The following is a 17,250-nucleotide window of genomic DNA, read 5'->3' as shown; positions in this document are numbered from 1 at the left end:
AACCGGGATGAACGCCGGGCGTGAGGACGGCGGCAGCGACCTGGTCGCGGTGTGCCTCTTGATCCACTTCCGAAGGAGGTTCGCGTTGACCCCATGTTCGAGTGCAAGCCTCGATACCGAAACCCCAGGCTCAAGGCAGGCCGTGACAAGACGCTCTTTCGATGCCGCCTCGTAGCGCCGGCGACCGTTCCGGCCAATAAGCCTGACCCGCAGTTTCTGATCATCGTCGCTCATCACAAGGTGTCCACCTATTTTGGTGGACACCTCATGCATCAGAGCACTCAAAAGCAAAAGGTGCGGAGAAATTCGCGCTTACTTTGCATCAGCCGCTCTCGCAATCTTACTGACCGCGGTACTTCAATTCTTTGGAGTGCCAGACGCGACGAGCGATCCATTCACGGCGTCGGTCCAGGAAATTATAAATACCAATCCACTAGGTCGGCTCTTTGAGTTCTGCCTTGGCATGTCGGGGTGGGTTCTGTGGAAACGCTATCTGCAGCCACTCAGCGCAACTGTTACAGCGTGGACGATCGCCGAACTTATGGCCCTTGCATTCGCCATGTTCTGGTGCCTCGACGCCTATTGGAATGTCAGAGTGTCCCTCCCGGCAATCTTTGGGCCTTGGTTCGCCATCTCCGGACCGTCCTGGTCCTTTCTAATCGTGGTGATCGTATTTGCAGGTGGGAAAGGACTGACAGGTAGAATACTGAATGCGTCGCCGTTGGTTTTGCTTGGTCAGATGAGCTTCTCAGTCTACATGCTGCATCAAATCCTTATGAAGATCTATTTCACGCATGATCTCGTTGATCAGCCATCGATCGTATTCTTTGCACCACTGCTGGCTATGTCGGCACTTTCCTTCTTTCTAATAGAGACCCCCGCGCGAAACTTCTTCGCGCGGATCGTCCATGGCAGGGCGACGGTGATCGTCAGGCACTCAAGTTATTCAAGCATCTAGTTCAATCTCTTCGCCGAGGAATGGGACCGTTGCTGTGCACGCTGTCGCGCGGGGACGGCTGCCGCGAAGCAAACGACGCGCAGGGCAACAAATTGTTGAAGCGCGGCTCATCTGTGTCACGGTCGGCAATTCCGCCAACCGGAACTCCGGAAACGTGCGCGCCGCCTCAACTCTTATGCCCTTTCAGATTGGAGCACCGCGGACGTGGAGCTCGCCAGAGGCGTCGCGAGCCGCCGTCTTTCTCGTAAGGTCATACCACCGGCAATACCTACGCCCAGGACATACATCCACCCCTCGTGAAAGTCGAACAGATGTGAGTTGAAGAGCGAGCTGGTGATGTTCTGGATAACTACAAGGAGGCCGATCCAGCTCGCTAATCCGTCGCCGCGAAACAGCAACAGATGAGAGGCCCACATCGCATAGAGCGCAACGATACCGACGATGCCCCATTGAACTGCAACGTTGAGCGTTTGATTGTGCGGGTTCCTCGTTACTTCCGCAGCTAGCCCTGTCTTCCCGACGGCCTCTCGCTCGAACAACGTCTGCGTTGAGCCGGTCCCATTTCCAAAGATCGGAGCGTCCGCAAAGAATCTGAGCGACTTTTGCCAGTACTCCAGGCGCATGCCAGTCGATTTTGGAACGTTATTCTTGGAGTATTCATATTCAGTCCGTATATCCGCGACGCGCTTACGCAGATAGTCGGAGGTGGACCAGACGGTAGCTGCAAGTACGCTAACAGCCACAAGAAGCAGCACTGACTGACGACGGTCAAGATACCTTACCGCGAAGGCGATGAGCAGCACCGGAACGTAGATGAGCGCTGCGCGCGCCGACACAACAAATGCCAAGTTGGCGATAAAGCCAAACATCAGAGCGGCGCATGCCGCTGTAGCGCAATAGCGACGCTCTTTATAAAGGCCAACCGTCCAGGGCGCGAGCGCTACCATGCACAACGCAAACTCCTGACTTTGGTCGATGTAGTTCTTTACCGGGACTCCTGCACTTTGAGTGACCGTCAATTTCAACTCGGGCTCAAATAGAACAATCCATGAAAGCGCCATCAGCAACGTACAAGATGAGAGAAAGCCGATGAAGATCCAGCTGCCGCGTTCTGAGCGCTGAAAATGGTAAACTAAGGATGGTATTACGAGCAGCTTAATAAGCGGCTTAACGCCCAAGAGCTTTGCTTGCCACGGAGCGTCGGCCCACAGTGTCCCAACGACCGCAAGCACAAACATCATGAGGGGCAATAGGCAGTAAGGTCGAGTGACTACTCGGAGTAATGGACGAGCGTCGGCCGTAGAGATCAGCGGAACCAGCGAAAGTAACCACAACAGCAACAGGATCGTGAAGCCGGACGTCGACCACGGCAACATCACAACAGCTAGAACAGCGAGGACATCAGCGCATAAAAATCGAGCGTCTCGTCCGAGGGGGAAGCCAAACCGTTTGGACAACGTGAGTTCGATCATGTTCGAAAACTGTAGCCGGTATGATTGAAGGAAATGACCCCGCGCCAATCCCCTAGAAAAATCCACTGATCGGTATGACCATCCGCTCGATCATTAGCCGTCCGCACGTGAGTACTCGCTCAAACCGGCATCAGCTCCGGCGGGTTATCGAGCTCCTTGCAAAATGCAGACGTTCTCTAATTCGAATCATTCAAGGCGTCACAGCTGGACCTGATCGACGCGCAGTGTTCGGGACGCTCTCCACTTTGGATCAACGCCTTTAATGCTTGCTCGTATCGAGAGAGCATGGTGCTTGCGTCTAGGTTCCGCTCGGCGCTGCGACGGGCGGCCTCTTTCATCCGTTTCAGCAGCTCCCGATCGCGAACAAGCGTTTCAAGCCTATCGACAAACTCATCAATCATGCGCGGCTGACAAAGAAATCCGTTTGCACCGTCGCGGATGAGTTCAGGCAAGCCGCCAACGGCCGACGCAATAACGGGAACGCCCATCGCGAGCGCCTCTAAGACCACTACCGGCCTGCCGTCTAACTTCGATGGCAGGACCAGCGCATCATACGATGATATCCAAGGGCGAACGTCTTCTACCTCGCCGATGAGGTGAAAGCGGTTGTCGAAAGTTGTTGCCGCCACTGCCGTCTTAATCTTGGAGTGGAGCGCGCCGGCTCCCGTCATCACAAAGTGAATTGGCAAGTGCGATGACCTTCGAGCGATTTCGACGAAAGCGAGAGGATCTTTCTCGTCGGACCATCGCCCTGAAAAGCCGACAATGAGCTCTTCCGGCATCGCGCTCACTGAATGGACTACGGCAGCGTCTCGTGGGCGTGGCAGATATTCCTGCAAATCAATTCCGCTGGGGATCTGCAGCACCCGATCTCGTGCCTCCCCTGCGTCCAACAGAAACTGCGAGACCTCCCCGTTCTCTACAAAGTTGATATCGATCAGGTGAGCGTATTTCCTGTTGTTCTTTGTATGGCCACTAGTATTGAACAACAAATCCGCCACCCTGATCTTCGGAAATTTGGCGCGAATTACGGGCAACAAGTGGTACATAAAAGCGCTTCCAGCGATCCAGAGCGCGTTTATCTCGCGTGAGGCGATCAAATAGGATACGAAATCCGACCATCGATCCGCAGCGACGAAACGAGGCAAATGAAAGATTTCGGCGGTCGCTCGTTCAAACCAGCTCGTGGAATCGCCATGTTCGTGCCCGGGATCGATAGAGGTCACGACCGTTACTCGCCACCCCTGCTTTGCGAGATGAGTGACAATCCCGCTCAGTAGGCGTTCCGCTCCCCCTATGAGCGTAAACGGAAGCGCGAGCAGGATCGCAGGTCCTCCTCCGCTATTGGAAGAGCGCACTGAAGCCTGGACCAAAGGATTGTCAGAACGCCTATCGGCTGCCGCGACGAGGCGCGAGTTACGAAGCGAGGCGGGAGTGACAAGGTCACCGAGAGCCTGCCGGATCAGCATACGATGAACAGCCATGCCATGCAGGTCGGATTGGGTGCTCAGGCTCGGCCCGTGGCGTCGGTATAGGAAGAGATGGTCGCCGGACATGTTATGGATTCGAGCGCCCATCGCTGCGAGTTGAGCCCAAAACAGCCAGTCCTCATACACATGTCCAGTTGTTGCGCGATCAGTATCGCGGTAGCCGCCGGCCTTTTCCCATAAGCTTCGGCGAAACACTGCGCATGTCAGAACGTGATTGCCCTTGAGCATATCGGAGAGTACAGGCTCGCCGAGGATACCGACCCGTTCATCAGAGCTTCCAAATTGCTGCATTGCGCAGGAAACCACATCGTACCCGTAGGTCTCCAATAGATACGCAGCTTTTTCGATGTATGTTGGCTTCAGCAAATCATCGGCATCCAGACAGCAGACATATTTTCCGCGGGCCTGGCGAATACCAAAATTGCGATTTGCGCCAACCTGATGTGCCTCCGTCTGGACAATCACTTTTGTCCTCGGGCGCTTCAAGGCCAGCGTTCGCTCTCGCGATGCCGGATCGGTCGAGCCTCCTTCGACGACAATCACCTCTATGTCCTTGAAGGTTTGGGCAAGGACCGAATCAACCGCCTCCTCAACAAAATGCCCGTAGTTGAACGATACAACGACTACCGAGACGAGCGGCCGGTCACTAGGCCATTCGTTGGCCTCATCAACATCTGCTGCTACATATCCCTCAAGGCCGGTTCGGTCGTCGAAGACGAGCTTCGGGAGTTGCGCTTGGCTCGCGGCCAATTCCTCCTCGCGACGTTTTCGTCGAGCGGCTAACGCGTAGGACAAATTTTTCCGAAGCTCGAAGGTTATCGACCACTTTATGAGCTTTAGCGTCTGGCGCGTCAGACGAGCCAGCTGCGGCACTCTATGTCCCGCTCGCCGGATGAGCGCGGTTGCCCTCCAGATCGTGCTGCGAAGAATGAGGTCAATTTCGGTACTCAACGCCGACACTTGGTCGGTCAAGGCCCGGACACGTTCTTTTAGATCTGCCACTTCTCGCTCTTTTGAGTTCTTGTCAGCCTGAGCAACTCGATTGAGTTCGGCAAAACTTTCCTTCAGAAGCCTGACGTGGGTCCCAAGGCGTGCTCGGTCCGTTGCGATCTCGGCCTTTTCCTCGCTAGCGCGTGCCAGTCGACCCGAAAGCGAATTAATGTGCAGAGCTAGTTCTTGTACTTTTTGCTTTGTATCGAGCTCCAGCGAGCAATAATCGGCCGCTGCTTGATCGAGTTCACCGGAAAGAGAGGTTATGCGAGCTTCACATTCCCTGACCCGTTTTTGGCTTTCGCGCTCCAGCGTTTCATGATCTGCGATAGCCTGCTTGAGCTGCTCGGAGAGCCGCTCTATGGTCGCTTCCAATGCCTTAGAGCGATCTGTGCTCTCGCGTACCAACCTCGCGTAGTTCGTGGCTTCCTCGTTGAGCTGATCGGAGAGCCGTCCTACCTGTGCCTGCATGGCGCTGGAGTAGGCGTTGCTCTCGTGCGCAAGCGTCTCGTAGCGTGCTGCTTCCCGATTGAGCTGCTCGGAGAGCTGCTCTATTTGTGCTTCCAAGGCGTCGGCATTTGCCTTGCTCTCTCGGGCCAGCACTGCGTAGTTTGCGGCCTCTTCTTTGAGGTGAACAGAAAGTTTCTCTATCTGCGCTTCTGATGCCTCAGACTGGGCCCTGCTATCCCGCGCCAGCGTCGAGTAGCTTGCTGTAATCGCAGCGTGTTCGCTCAGTGCCGCGCTCAATCTCCGCAGATCACCGACCCAAAGTTGCTCAATGCGATGCAACAGGGGCGCCTCTAGAGGCGACTGAGATAACTCGGACAGGCCAGCGACCAAATCGGGCGCGCTCTGTGCTGCGTGTATGAGCATCAGCTTTTGGCGGGCAGTGCGCAGCTTCCGATCCGATATACGGCCGTCGGTACGGGTTATGAGTGCAAACAACTCCCTAAGATCATGAGCGCGTGCGGCGTCCTTAAATACGATCCCGATAAAGTTTGATGCGAAATATCGGATAACAACTTCGCCACCAACCAGATGGTATCCCAGCTTCTCTACCAGGAGACGCATCGAGTCCCCCGACGGGTAGAAGACATGCTCCAAAGAGCTCTCAAACCACACGCGGTTTTGATGCGCTTCAGAAATGTAGGGCACTTCAAACAACAAAAAGCCGTCAGGCTTAAGCACTCTTAGTGCGGCCTCGATCCCGCGGCGAAAGTCGGGAAGATGTTCGAAGACGGCGATTGCCGTAACGCAATCGAACTGATGTGCGTAATTCTCCAAGATGCCGCGATCGAGCAAATCGCGACCAAGGATCTTAATGTTGGCTTGCGCCGCCTGCGCTATCATTCGTTCATTGACCTCTATGCCATAGAGGTCAATGCTGCTCGGGAGCCTTTTAAGAAGACTGCCGTCGGCGCAGCCTATATCGAGAATCTTCCCGCCGTCCTTGAGACAACAGACCAGCGCAGCTGCCCACGACAAGCCGTGTTCGGCCATCAACTGATAATCATCGTAGCCAACAGTGCCATCGGCTTGCTCGGCGCCGTAATATGCATCATCGTAAAATGACCCGAGGTCATCTGGTATTGCCTCTATGACGCCGAGACCACACTCTTCGCATCGAAGGACTGCAACATTGTCCTTGCGTCGTGCCATCAAGGTGCACCTCTGCCCCTGGCAAGCATTACATCTGAAACTCGATGCGGCGCGAATATTCATGGGATCAACGCGCCTCCTTGTCGAACGCTGTTGCCTCGCGGTTTGCACTCATGGATGACCACGCCACCGTCAGCGAGAAGTCACTGCATCGCGATAGGCGTTCAATACCTCATCGATAGCACCGACGGCTTTCACCTGTCCGCTATCGAGCCAGATCGCCTTGCTGCACCATGTCCTACAAATCTGTTCGTTGTGGGAGGCTAGGACAAGGACACTCGCATTCTCTACGAAAGCTTCGAGGCGGCGTTCCGCTTTGGACAAGAATGCCGCGTCACCCGCAAGAATCCATTCGTCCATTAGAAGGATTTCAGGCGCGAAGCACGTCGCTGCGGCGAATGTGAGCCGCATCAGCATCCCGGTTGAATAGGTGCGCGCCGGAAGCTCAAGATAATCCGCAAGTTCAGTGAAGTCTGCAATCTCTGGTATGAGACGTTCGATCTCGTCAGGACGGAGCCCCAATAGAAGTCCGCGAAGCCTGATATTCTCGAGCCCGCTCAGCTCTGGATCGATGCCGAGTCCAATGTCGAACATCGGCGATATTCGTCCCGAAGCGCGCACCATGCCTGAGACCGGCTCATAAATGCCGGCCATAACGCGCAGCAAGGTCGTCTTTCCAGCGCCATTTGCCCCCACTAACGCGACGCGATCGCCAACCGAGAACCGTAATGACACATTTCGCAAGGCCTCCACGACAAGCCTGTCATTCGCGTCGCTCGCTATTCGCCCTCTCGATCCCCGATACAGCAGACCTTTCTTAAGCGACCGAGATCCCATGCTGTAGATCGGAAATGAGACACTTACGTTGTCCATCACCAGTCGTTCGATTGTTGCGTGCATCAGATCTCGCCTTTCTTAGACCCAATACGAAATGCGTTCGCGGTATCTGGCGAAGAACAGTCCGACCGCAACAAAGTTGACCAGGGTTATGGTGGCGACCACGACGTAAGTCGCGGCTGGCGGAACCTCACCCAAGAGAGGCTCTCTAACGACCTGGAGCAGGTGATAAAATGGATTCCATTCGGCAATAAACATGCGTTCCTTGAGCACGTCGGGCTTCCACATGATTGGCGTGATGAAGAAAAGGATTTGCACCAATGAACCGATCACTTGGGGAATGTCCCGGAAACGCGCCGAGATCATCCCGATAAGCAGCGTTGATAATGCTCCATTGAGCGTGAGGAGTAAGAGGCCCGGGAGGGCTAGCAATGCGGGCAGGCCCGGCCAGCTCTGGAAATACGCAACGACACCTAGATAAATTACAAAGTTGTGCGCGAAGATGATGAGCTTGCTCCAGGTTGCTCGACAGACATACAGAACGTAGGGCAACCTTATCTGCTTAATGTAGGACTCGGAGGCGACGAACAACGAGCCTGCCTCGATCAAGAAGCTGGAGAAATAGCCCCAGACGACGAAGCCGACGCACAGATATGGCAGAAAATCATCCACCGGGATTTGGAAGAGCTGCGCGTAGAGAAGTCCCAGAGAGACAATCATAATGGCCATACTTACCGTGAGCCACAGAGGCCCCAGAACTGAGCGACGGTACCTCTGCAGGATGTCGTTCCAGCCAAGTCTGAGCCAAAGCCGTCGCTGCTGGATCGCCGACACCACATCAGCGATAGCGATCGAGGCACGCGGCTTCCGTTCGTGAGCGGAGTTGCCGCCTGAAGGCGCCTGTGGGCTGCTCTTCTTAATCCTGTTATCTCTCATGCAGAGCATGTCCCTGTCAGAGCTCATTCCATGTTCGGCGTAGCTGCGCGTCGCGCGCGCCAAACAACGTTTCGTGAGCGCGCCAATTACGGTAGACGAACAACGCAGCCATCCAGACCCCAGCTCCGAGCTCGCATCTAGTCATTTTCTTGTCGTAGCCAAAGTCACGACGCTTCGTACGTTCACGATGGAAATGCGCCTCAGGTACTTCAGTAAAGTCCAGGCAACGAGAGGGGCGTACTCCCACGCACTAATCAGCCCATTTCTCAAAAGTGAGAAGTGAGTGCGCATCTCGCCGAGCTGCATTGCATTCAATCGACCGCTTAATCCACTTGCCCCGAACGCCGGTTTATCTGACCGCGCGAGCGTCTGATCCATTCTGACGAATGCAACGCCTGAGAGCACGTGTGCGGCAACGAACCAGTAGTCTTCGCACGCATACGTTCTTGGAAAACGATGCTGAACAGCATCTCGTCGGATCACGACCGTTGAGATCGACGCTACGTTGGACGTCAGAATTGCCCATCTAGTGATGCGTCTTGCGTGCGCCCATCCGTTGATAGTCGGCCACGCAGCGCCGGCGAAGCTCTTACGATGTGAGCTGCCCGCCGGCGCGTCCGAAGCCGGCATGAGTCCCATCTGCAACCTCAACTTTTCCGGATGCCACTCATCATCCGCATCGAGGAAGGCCAGAAATGGCTCTGAACTTGCCGAAATACCCGCATTCCGCGCGCCACCAGGGCCCACGTTTCGAGGCAGCTTGATTAGCTTGATGGGTTGAAAGGGACACTCAGCGCAAATGTTGTCAGGGTAATCATCGTCACCGGTCGCATCGTCCACCACGACTACTTCGCGTGGTTGAAGCGTCTGGCTAGCTACGGAATGCAGCGCTCGCCGCAGCGCATCGCCATCGCGGTAGGTCGGAATGATGACGCTAACGGGTGCCGTTTTCAAAGCGCTATCCGCCATTTTCGACCATCGCGACGGAAAGCATTTCACGTAAGATCGCATCGACATCGGGGGGAGGGATTACGACACCGAGTTGTCTGAGTCGGGCCGTATCGCCGATGATTGTCTCGATATCGCTGGTCCCACGTCGCGTCGGCTCAATTTTTAGCGTCCCTTCGATATTCGTGCGGACGTAGCTTCGAGGCGCAACATACGAATAAGGAATCGCGATCAACGCCGCGAGGTGAAATACAATGTCTTGGCCTTGTACCGTCTGAGAGACAAACTCCGGATCTTCGATATTGCCAGCGACCACCCTGATTGAGCTCTTCAGATCGGGTGATAAATGCTCGAGATTTCCCCAAGCGGGGGACGAGCTATACCGGATCATCGCCGTAACATCAGCGCCGGCTCTCGCGGCAGCTTCCGCGAGATGACTTCCTATGAAGCCACCAGCACCTGTGACTAAGACCTTTCGTCTATGGTAGAACCGATTGAGATCCATGATTGCACAATGTTTTGGTTGGACTTGCATCCCCGCGATGCGTGATGAGGCGTGAATAGATCTCGAGAATTCTCGGTACGACCACTTCTCTCGAAAACTGTTTTTCAAATCGTTCGCGAGCCATTTGGCCCATGCGCTTGCGAGTCGCTGGATCTTGCGCGAGGCGCAGAATGGCTTCTGCTGCAGCCGCGGGGGTGTTGTGCGGAATCAGGAAACCATCAACTCCGTCGCGGACGACAGAACGACAGCCGGGTACATCAGTTGCAATCATTGGCAGGCCGTATCCAGCGGCCTCCATGAGCGCCCGAGGCATTCCTTCGCTCTCGGATAGGAGGATAGCAATATCCGCATGCGCCCAAACCGTCGCAATGTCAGGGGCCGCCCCCATCCATTTGACGCCATCAATAATCGAAAGCTGGGCGAGCTCCCCAGAAGTGAAGCTCGTCGGATTAGCCTGATCCGGCGTCCCCCAAAGCTCCAACTCGATCCGGCGCTCCTGAGCCCGCGCAAGGCGCACGGCTTCCACCGTATCCTCGAGTCCCTTCGATTTGAGCATTCGTCCCAAAAAGGCGACGCGAACGGCGCCATCATCGGCTCTCTTGCCGGATTGGCCTGGCTCGATCTCGATACCCCATCCACCGATAACCACAGAATTCGGCAGATGCGGAAACTCGAGGCGATCGTCCGCGTTCTCAAATGAAACGAGAGCAACCGGAGCTTGGGCGAGCCAGCCTGTCAGCAATCGAACGAATTGTCGGACGATCCCAGCCGCCCAACCGGCGCGATCCCACAAACGTCCAAGGCCCGTAAATGAGACAAGAAGAGGATATTTGCGGCCGATCAGGCCCGATAGGCCTAACAAAACAATGGATCTTATGGTGAGAGCATGAACCAGGTCCGGCTGCTCTTCCGACAGAATTCTACGAAGACACAAGATCGAGCGAAGCAGGGAAAAGGCTGAGAGAGAGGCACGCTCCGTCGGCATCTCCAGTACGCGGAAGCCTTCCCGCTCGATCGCACCTCGGCAGCGTCCCGCGAATGTGGCAACCAGAACTTCGAGTCCCACGGCGCGGACTGCGCGAGCAGGCTCTAGAAAGTGCGTCGTGAATGTCGAATCTTCCGGTACGACATATAAGATTCGAGGCCGAGCCTCGGCGCCCCCAACACCCGCCCCCACGGAAACCCCACTAACCAAACGTTAATTTAATTCGCGAAACTGAATATTGTAAGTTGTATTGGCCTGAGCGCTCGCTCGGCCGCGCCGGTAGTTAGGTTAGAGCGCGTGAAGTTACCAGTTGAAACTTTGTACGGAATGGACCGACATGCGTGAGCAGCTGGCAGTCGTGCTCTAACTGCAGCGCAAATGTACGATCCGTACCCCGTGACACGGATGAGAGATCGCTTGCGCATCGCCTCGATTGACATCGGCACCGTTCTGGGAGCACGACGCGATATGCAATTGGTGTCTTGAACTAGCTAGCCGAAGACTTGGGAGCGATGGTTAACAGGTTGCGCGAGGCAGGCAGCACCCGACTTTCGGAATACCTGCAAGTGGAAAGGTCCAAGCCCGAGTGGCGAAGCTCTGGCCGGAAAAACCTGGCAAGGGCCATCATCGCCGAGATCGACAACAAGCCGCTTTGGGAAAAAACGGCCGGCAACAAGAAAGCCTCACGCGCGCACGGCGCGATCGAGCGGTCTGGTCCCACGGCTCGACCCTAGCGCGTCCTTCTCCGTCATTCCCTTGCCATGACGGATGCTCCCCCGGCGCCTCTCGGCTGTTTGCCGAATTCTTCGGCTTTCCTGCGGTCGGTCGACGCGAATAGCATATTCCGAATTGGCCGCGCTGACCGCGTCATGAACGGGACCGGATACCCTTCTTCGACAGATTTCAGCCTGATGAGCCCGCGCGGTAGCAATGCTTGCTTGGCTGCGTCGTGCCGTTGGTTGCGCCCGACGATTACAGCAACGGAGGCCTTTCTCGAGGCGACCTCCGTCCGAGGCCGAGCACCACCCAGCTCGTGCCGGCAAGCGAATGGCGACCAGCAAACATGCATCACTGATCGGACCAGCGCGCGACCTCTACTTGACAAGCTTCAGATAGGGCGGAAAGGACCTTATCAATGCGGCTTCCGACTCTTGCCGCAGCTCGTTCGACGCGAGTATGTCGCACAGCGCCTTAAGATCGGAACCGGTGACGCCGTGAAGCGCCATCCGAACTTCAAGGCTGGCGAGCGACAGCAACTTGGCAATTTCCTCGCTGCCTTGTTCGAACAGGCATGACTGACACTGTTCCAAGGTTGCAAGCAGCGACAGCAATCGTTCTTCTACATTGGCGACCGGCATATCTTCAGCTCCCAAACCCGGCGAGGGTGCGCCGAGGCGTTCCGCTCTTTCGTGGCGCGTGCCTGTCCGCCAAGAATTCGTTGGCCGCTCATGCGCCTCGCATGTTGCCGGCGATCCAGGATGCTTGGACAAGAGCCCAGCGGCAACGCGGGAGCTCGACCCGCGCCAGCGGCAAACAACATTCGCTCACCACGATCGAGCGTTGTGGCACCAAATCGACGCCCTGATCACCCACAACGTACACCGATGGTGACTTTATCCTAGCCGAAACGCTGACAGGTATATCGAAGCCGCCCGTATGAATACGGGAGCGCCTCCATGTCGCCGGTAAGCATGCGCGCAAAATCCGTGACCCGTGGTGGTTGTGGATCGATCGATATTCTGCCAAAGGAGGAGGGCGGGGTGCCGGGAGACGCCTTGATGCGCTCGGCTTCAGGTCGTCGAGAGCGTCGGTATCAGAGACGCCTCCAGCGCGCAAATGCGTCTGGAGACCGTAGTTGTCACGACGAACTGACGATCCACACGAACTTAACGCGGTACATCATGGGCGAATCCCTGACCCACTCCGGGCCAGGGCTTCCCGATTGAAGGACGGGTCACCAGAATGAACAGATCAGCAGCAAAGAAGATGAAGCAGCGCAGTGCCGGCAAGCCGGACATTGAGTTGGGCAAGCGGATTCGCCTGCGCCGTGTCGAGCAAAAGATTTCGCAGGCCGAACTCGGCGACAAGCTCGGCGTCAGCTTTCAGCAGGTCCAGAAGTACGAGAAGGGCGTCAACCGTGTCGGCGCCGCCCGCCTGCAGCAGATCGCGAGCGCGCTGGATGTGCCGGTCACCTTCTTCTACGACGGTGACAACAAGGCCCGCGAGGTCGAGAGCCTCCTGTTCCTCGACAGCGCGTTCAGCCTCCGGTTGCTGCGCGCCTACAGCAAGATCAACGACCAGACCGTCCAGCGTCAGCTGGTGTCGCTCATGGAATCGATCGCCGCCAACGAAGACTGAGCGGCGTCGGCCCGACAAAGTTTTGAAACGGAACAATGTGCGAGCGCACTCCGTATGGTCGGAGTGCCCGCGCCACACTCGTCGAACTTGCGGCTCCTTCGCGGGCGCGCCTGCAGGAGACCTCCTTCCGTGAAGATCTCATGCCAACGTGGGCAGGAACGCATTTGTGGCCGGTCGCTTGACGTTGATCCGTTACGGAGTATGTCGGGCTCCTCGAACGGTGTCTGCCCGTCGATGGCGGTCTTGGCGGCATCGATGAGCCGGGAGCGCCAGCGGGCGCATTGCCAGTTCGAACCAGCAATGGGCCGTGAGCGGCGGGAGCGCTCCGATCTGATTTGCCCGATTTCTAGTGCGGTGCCGGCGTCGCAGCGCGGGCAGGTATCTCCCAATCGGGTCTCTCCGCATTCTTCGCAGAACACTGTTCTGCAATTCTGACATTTATGGACGACGTCGTCAGAGCCGCGATTTCCGCAGCGAGAGCACTTTGCAAAGTACTGCATCTACCGCTCTCTCCACGATGTCTACGCGGCGATCTCGCCCCGAGTATCGCGCACGAACGATTGCATAGTGCTCGCCTTGCCGAGACACAATGGCACTTTGGAGGCTCGGCCCCGAGGAAGGCAATAAACGGCGAATAATCTCATTTCTTATCCAGGTGTGGGGCCATGGCGTCAGGTTTGAGCGCTTCGTACAGAAAATGCGCCGTCTTGCCTTTCCCGTTTGTTCTATATTTGAAAATATTGCGCTTCGCACGGCTCGGGTACCTGCGGCTTCCTTGCCGCTGCGGGGCGGCTTCATGCATAGTCCCAATCGGAACGTCGCTCCCGAGGCCTTGCACGTCTCGCCTCCATTTTGTCGGGACGCGCGGAGGCGACTTCGTTGGCGAGGAAAGGTTTGACGACCGTGGCGGACGATATCCTTCGCGAGGTGCGCGGAAAGCCGGGACTGACCGCGGGAGCCATCGTCCTGCTGCTGTTCGGCGACGAAGCCGCATTACGACGCAACAGCCCGGTATGCAGGAGGCTCGTAGACAACGGGCGGCTCATTCGGCGCGGTAAGGGAGGCCCCTCCGACGCATTCACCTATCACCTGCCGACGCATCCAAGCATCCTGCCACCAACGTGACGACGAGAGCGCTGTCCTTCAAAGTTTTGATTGCCGCCGAACTGGCGCGCATCGAGGCGCAGCTCGTCAATACGCCACGGGGGCCGGAGCGCGAGGCGCTTGAAAGTAAGCTGCGTCGGTTCAGGGCCGCGTTCAACGTCGATAGTTGGGACCGTCCGACTTGAACGGCTCACTCGTCGGCGGCCATATTCTCGCGAGAGGGCTCCAACCTCGGCGCTTCGCAGGCCGGTTCCGATGACGGGGAACTGCACGGGCTACGGCCGCGTGCGCTTTTGTTCGTTCCGCACAAAGTTTGTGAAGTCGATTGCAAGCGCAATCTGTCAATATGACAGACGTAAGGCACGCGGCGGCGCGCACTGCGAACTGTCAATTTGGTCGAGACGTAACTGCCCGCGAGCTGTCGGCAGCGAACGGCTTTGTTGATGGCATCACAGCGCGCCGGCGCAAGTTGTGGTCGAACACGCGCTTGCGGAGAGTTGAAAGTAGCGGCGTGGTTACCTTCCACCCGGTAGATATCGCGCGCGGCGACTGCTGCCACTAATCGGGTGCAGTTGTCACGATTGGAGGCTGGAGTGAAAGTATTGGTCGTCGAAGATCAACCGGCGCTGCGTATTCTGATCGGCGGCCACCTTTCGGAGCACGGCTTTGCGGTTGATGAAGTGAGCAGGGCTGCTGACGCGATGGCGGCAACAGCCGTGAGTTCGTACGACGCGATTATTCTCGATCTTGGCCTTCTGGATGGAGATGGCCTGGAATTGCTTGCACGGCTCTCCAGAAAAGCGCCGATCAAGACGCCGGTGCTCGTCGTCGGCGCGCCGGATGACATGGAAAATCGGGGGCGGGCGTTCGACGTCGGGGCTGACGATTATATCGTGAAGCCGATTGATCCTATCGAGTTGGAGACACGACTGCGAGTACTGCTGCACAAGCCCCGCCACTGAGCGCAAGACGACAGAACGATGCATCTGACAAGCGGAAAGCCGATCGGTTGTTCAACGGCGACAGCAGCGTTATTTGCGAGATCAGCAACGCCGCATTGTCCGCTTTAGGAAAGATACGGGCAAATTCCAGGCCCACTCACGAGTCGGTATTTCGACGCCATCGCAAGCTGATCGAGGCAGTCGCGTCAAGCCAGTACAGGGCTGATCCGGGACCGGTCAGGATTTTGCCAAGCATCTTCAATCGCTGCGAGTACACGACGGCGGATCAGCCAAACGACCGCCGGGCCTTAACCTTCCGGGCTCTTGATAGTTTCAAGAGACATCGATTTAGGTTGCCTCCTTTGTTGAGGGGCCACCCTGCGTGCAGGACCACGCATCATTCAACCGATCTACCGCTTGGGGAGTCTGCCATGCCAAAGCCACCGCTCGGTCCGAACGTCGTCGATATAGCGCCGACGGATTCGATCCTGACGCCCTACGACCACGAACACGCCGTCACCTATATGCGTCTTCTCGACGCAGATGCGGACGGGGCCGACTGGAGAGAAGTCGTAGAAATCGTGTTGCACATCGATCCCGAACGTGAGCCGCAGCGTGCCCGCCGGGCCTACGAAACCCATCTTGCGCGCGCCAAGTGGGCGGCCGAGCATGGTTACCGACAGTTGTTGCGGAGCGGTTGGCCAAGTGTGCACTGAGCGGGCGTTCGACCGGCCAACGACCGCGACGAACGAGCCAAAAGATTGCAATTGCCGGTGGAAAGGTACGACAGCGAGGATTGGCGCGTAAGGAAACCGTCAAAGCCAATTCATGGAATCTGAGAGACCGCCCTTTCGGCAGTGGCAACACGCCTCAAGGTTCCGGCACAATTCTCATCACGCCCGGATCTGCATCCGGATGAATTTGCTGCAATAGGATGGTTATAGCCAGTGGTTTGATGACCATGCCGGTTGGCATGCTTGGGCGCATGAAAGCTCGTGCGCTTGTGGCCTGGAATGTGCGTCGGATCCGTGTAGATCGCGGTATTTCGCAAGAGCAATTGGCTCGCGATACCGGGATTGAGCGCTCCTATGTGGGCGGTCTTGAGCGGCAATCAAAAAACGCGACAATTGAACTTCTCGAGCGGATCGCCGAATCGCTAGGTGTTGATATATTTGAACTCTTTGTTGAGCCTCCCAAAGGAGCGACGACGCCCTGGACTTTGTCTAAAGCGCGCAAGCTGGCGCGCCCACGTCGCAAAACGAAATAGCACTGCTCGGATGAGCGCGCCGACCCCCTGCGGCAGGCAACAGTGCGGGCGACAGATCGGCAGCCTGCGCCCGGCTTGGTCGCGCAGACGGAAAGACAGATTTGGGGCGCCCTTGCTCCGACGATCACGGTAGCAACAACGAACAACCTCGTCGCTCTTCGTGTCGTCTCAGCTTCAGATTGGTTCTTTTCGTACAAAGTGCGGACGTCGATTTGAATCTACGCTCTGTTGCAACGCCCCCGGAACGCCTTTCAACGAGGATCGATGTTCCGACGCCCGAACCCGATTTCCCCATTATGGCGCTCGACCAAAGCCTCCAGCAACTCGCCGCGAACGGTTTCAATCATCAAGTAGTCTGCCATGCAGCAATCATCAGAAACGCAACAATAAGCAACAGAACAACGTAAAGCAGGAGTTGAGAGATCAAGTTGCCATCACGATCGAACATTATAGCCATCTGCATTGCCCCTGTTCACACGAGGCCGACGCGCCAACTTTGCCAGCGCTTTGGGCGCCTTTGCTCCGACAAACACTGTACATAACGAACGAACAATCTCGTTTCTCACCGGAGTGTGTCGCCTCGGATTCACATTTGCGTCGTTTCAGCTTCACATTGGGGCTTTGCATACAATCGCAACGGCCGCCTGTTAGCCGGGCAGAGCCGCAGGTCCACGATGACCATGACGAATCCGTTCAGGGCGTGCCGCGAACGCCGGACGCAATCAAAGGTGTTTCGCGTATCGACGTGCGACGGCGATGCGACGTCTTCGGGACGTGTGTGCCAGCAGCCGACGAAATGG

At 56.7% G+C, this 17,250-nt stretch carries 15 protein-coding genes and 1 pseudogene; 6 read left to right on the top strand and 10 right to left on the bottom strand.

Annotation, left to right across the window (positions count from 1 at the left end; translation table 11 throughout):
- Positions 1-234, bottom strand: a 234-nt coding sequence (locus K288_RS51390; RefSeq protein WP_201449778.1) for a transposase, incomplete at its 3' end; no start/stop codon positions are given.
- Positions 235-256: 22 nt separating this feature from the next.
- Here K288_RS51390 and K288_RS0138955 point away from each other — a divergent pair.
- Entirely contained in the window at positions 257-958 is a 702-nt protein-coding gene (locus tag K288_RS0138955) for an acyltransferase family protein (RefSeq protein WP_343209473.1), read from the top strand.
- Positions 959-1,131: 173 nt separating this feature from the next.
- Here K288_RS0138955 and K288_RS0138950 read toward each other — a convergent pair whose 3' ends face one another.
- The 8 genes from K288_RS0138950 to K288_RS0138905 form a co-directional block, all read right to left on the bottom strand.
- Positions 1,132-2,430: an O-antigen ligase family protein gene (locus tag K288_RS0138950; RefSeq protein WP_051334983.1), complete on the bottom strand. Its 1,299-nt coding sequence runs from the start codon at positions 2,428-2,430 to the stop codon at positions 1,132-1,134.
- Positions 2,431-2,606: 176 nt separating this feature from the next.
- Entirely contained in the window at positions 2,607-6,569 is a 3,963-nt protein-coding gene (locus K288_RS49960) for a glycosyltransferase (RefSeq protein WP_051334982.1), read from the bottom strand.
- 132 nt (positions 6,570-6,701) lie between these two features.
- Complete coding sequence (locus K288_RS0138935) at positions 6,702-7,469, bottom strand: ATP-binding cassette domain-containing protein (RefSeq protein WP_027584322.1); 768 nt, start codon at positions 7,467-7,469, stop codon at positions 6,702-6,704.
- Positions 7,470-7,484: 15 nt separating this feature from the next.
- The gene (locus K288_RS0138930; RefSeq protein ID WP_027584321.1) at positions 7,485-8,243 is read right to left on the bottom strand and encodes an ABC transporter permease; all 759 of its coding nucleotides are present in this window, start codon (positions 8,241-8,243) and stop codon (positions 7,485-7,487) included.
- A gap of 240 nt (positions 8,244-8,483) precedes the next feature.
- Complete coding sequence (locus tag K288_RS49955; protein ID WP_027584320.1) at positions 8,484-9,311, bottom strand: glycosyltransferase family 2 protein; 828 nt, start codon at positions 9,309-9,311, stop codon at positions 8,484-8,486.
- On the bottom strand, positions 9,301-9,795 hold the full coding sequence (locus K288_RS47990; RefSeq protein WP_084800045.1) for a GDP-mannose 4,6-dehydratase: 495 nt from the start codon (positions 9,793-9,795) through the stop codon (positions 9,301-9,303). Before K288_RS47990 ends, K288_RS49955 begins: the two co-directional genes overlap by 11 nt.
- Positions 9,770-10,972 (bottom strand): glycosyltransferase family 4 protein, encoded by a 1,203-nt coding sequence (locus K288_RS0138915; RefSeq protein WP_027584318.1) that lies wholly within the window; start codon positions 10,970-10,972, stop codon positions 9,770-9,772. The genes K288_RS47990 and K288_RS0138915 overlap by 26 nt, the downstream gene beginning before the upstream one ends.
- Before the next feature lie 902 nt (positions 10,973-11,874).
- Positions 11,875-12,138: a hypothetical protein gene (locus K288_RS0138905; protein WP_043161864.1), complete on the bottom strand. Its 264-nt coding sequence runs from the start codon at positions 12,136-12,138 to the stop codon at positions 11,875-11,877.
- A gap of 604 nt (positions 12,139-12,742) precedes the next feature.
- Between K288_RS0138905 and K288_RS0138900 the strand changes: the two genes are divergently transcribed.
- The 5 genes from K288_RS0138900 to K288_RS51385 all read left to right on the top strand — a co-directional run bounded on the left by K288_RS0138900 (position 12,743) and on the right by K288_RS51385 (position 16,450).
- Entirely contained in the window at positions 12,743-13,138 is a 396-nt protein-coding gene (locus tag K288_RS0138900; protein ID WP_027584315.1) for a helix-turn-helix transcriptional regulator, read from the top strand.
- Between the two features lie 879 nt (positions 13,139-14,017).
- Positions 14,018-14,263 carry a hypothetical protein gene (locus tag K288_RS0138895; RefSeq protein ID WP_027584314.1) on the top strand — a complete coding sequence of 82 codons (246 nt, stop codon included), beginning with the start codon at positions 14,018-14,020 and terminating at the stop codon, positions 14,261-14,263.
- Positions 14,264-14,835: 572 nt separating this feature from the next.
- The gene (locus K288_RS47985) at positions 14,836-15,204 is read left to right on the top strand and encodes a response regulator (RefSeq protein ID WP_043161865.1); all 369 of its coding nucleotides are present in this window, start codon (positions 14,836-14,838) and stop codon (positions 15,202-15,204) included.
- Between the two features lie 410 nt (positions 15,205-15,614).
- Positions 15,615-15,899, top strand: a complete 285-nt coding sequence (locus K288_RS0138880) for a DUF2285 domain-containing protein (RefSeq protein ID WP_027584313.1) — start codon at positions 15,615-15,617, stop codon at positions 15,897-15,899.
- 269 nt (positions 15,900-16,168) lie between these two features.
- Entirely contained in the window at positions 16,169-16,450 is a 282-nt protein-coding gene (locus tag K288_RS51385; protein WP_027584312.1) for a helix-turn-helix transcriptional regulator, read from the top strand.
- Positions 16,451-17,036: 586 nt separating this feature from the next.
- Here K288_RS51385 and K288_RS54530 read toward each other — a convergent pair.
- A pseudogene (locus K288_RS54530) lies at positions 17,037-17,250 on the bottom strand (hypothetical protein); the annotation flags it as partial.

The sequence above is a fragment of the Bradyrhizobium sp. Ai1a-2 genome, from assembly GCF_000426245.1.
Taxonomy (GTDB): domain Bacteria; phylum Pseudomonadota; class Alphaproteobacteria; order Rhizobiales; family Xanthobacteraceae; genus Bradyrhizobium.
The sequence above is the reverse complement of the archived record's forward strand: the minus strand, read 5'-3'. Positions and strand labels throughout refer to the sequence as shown.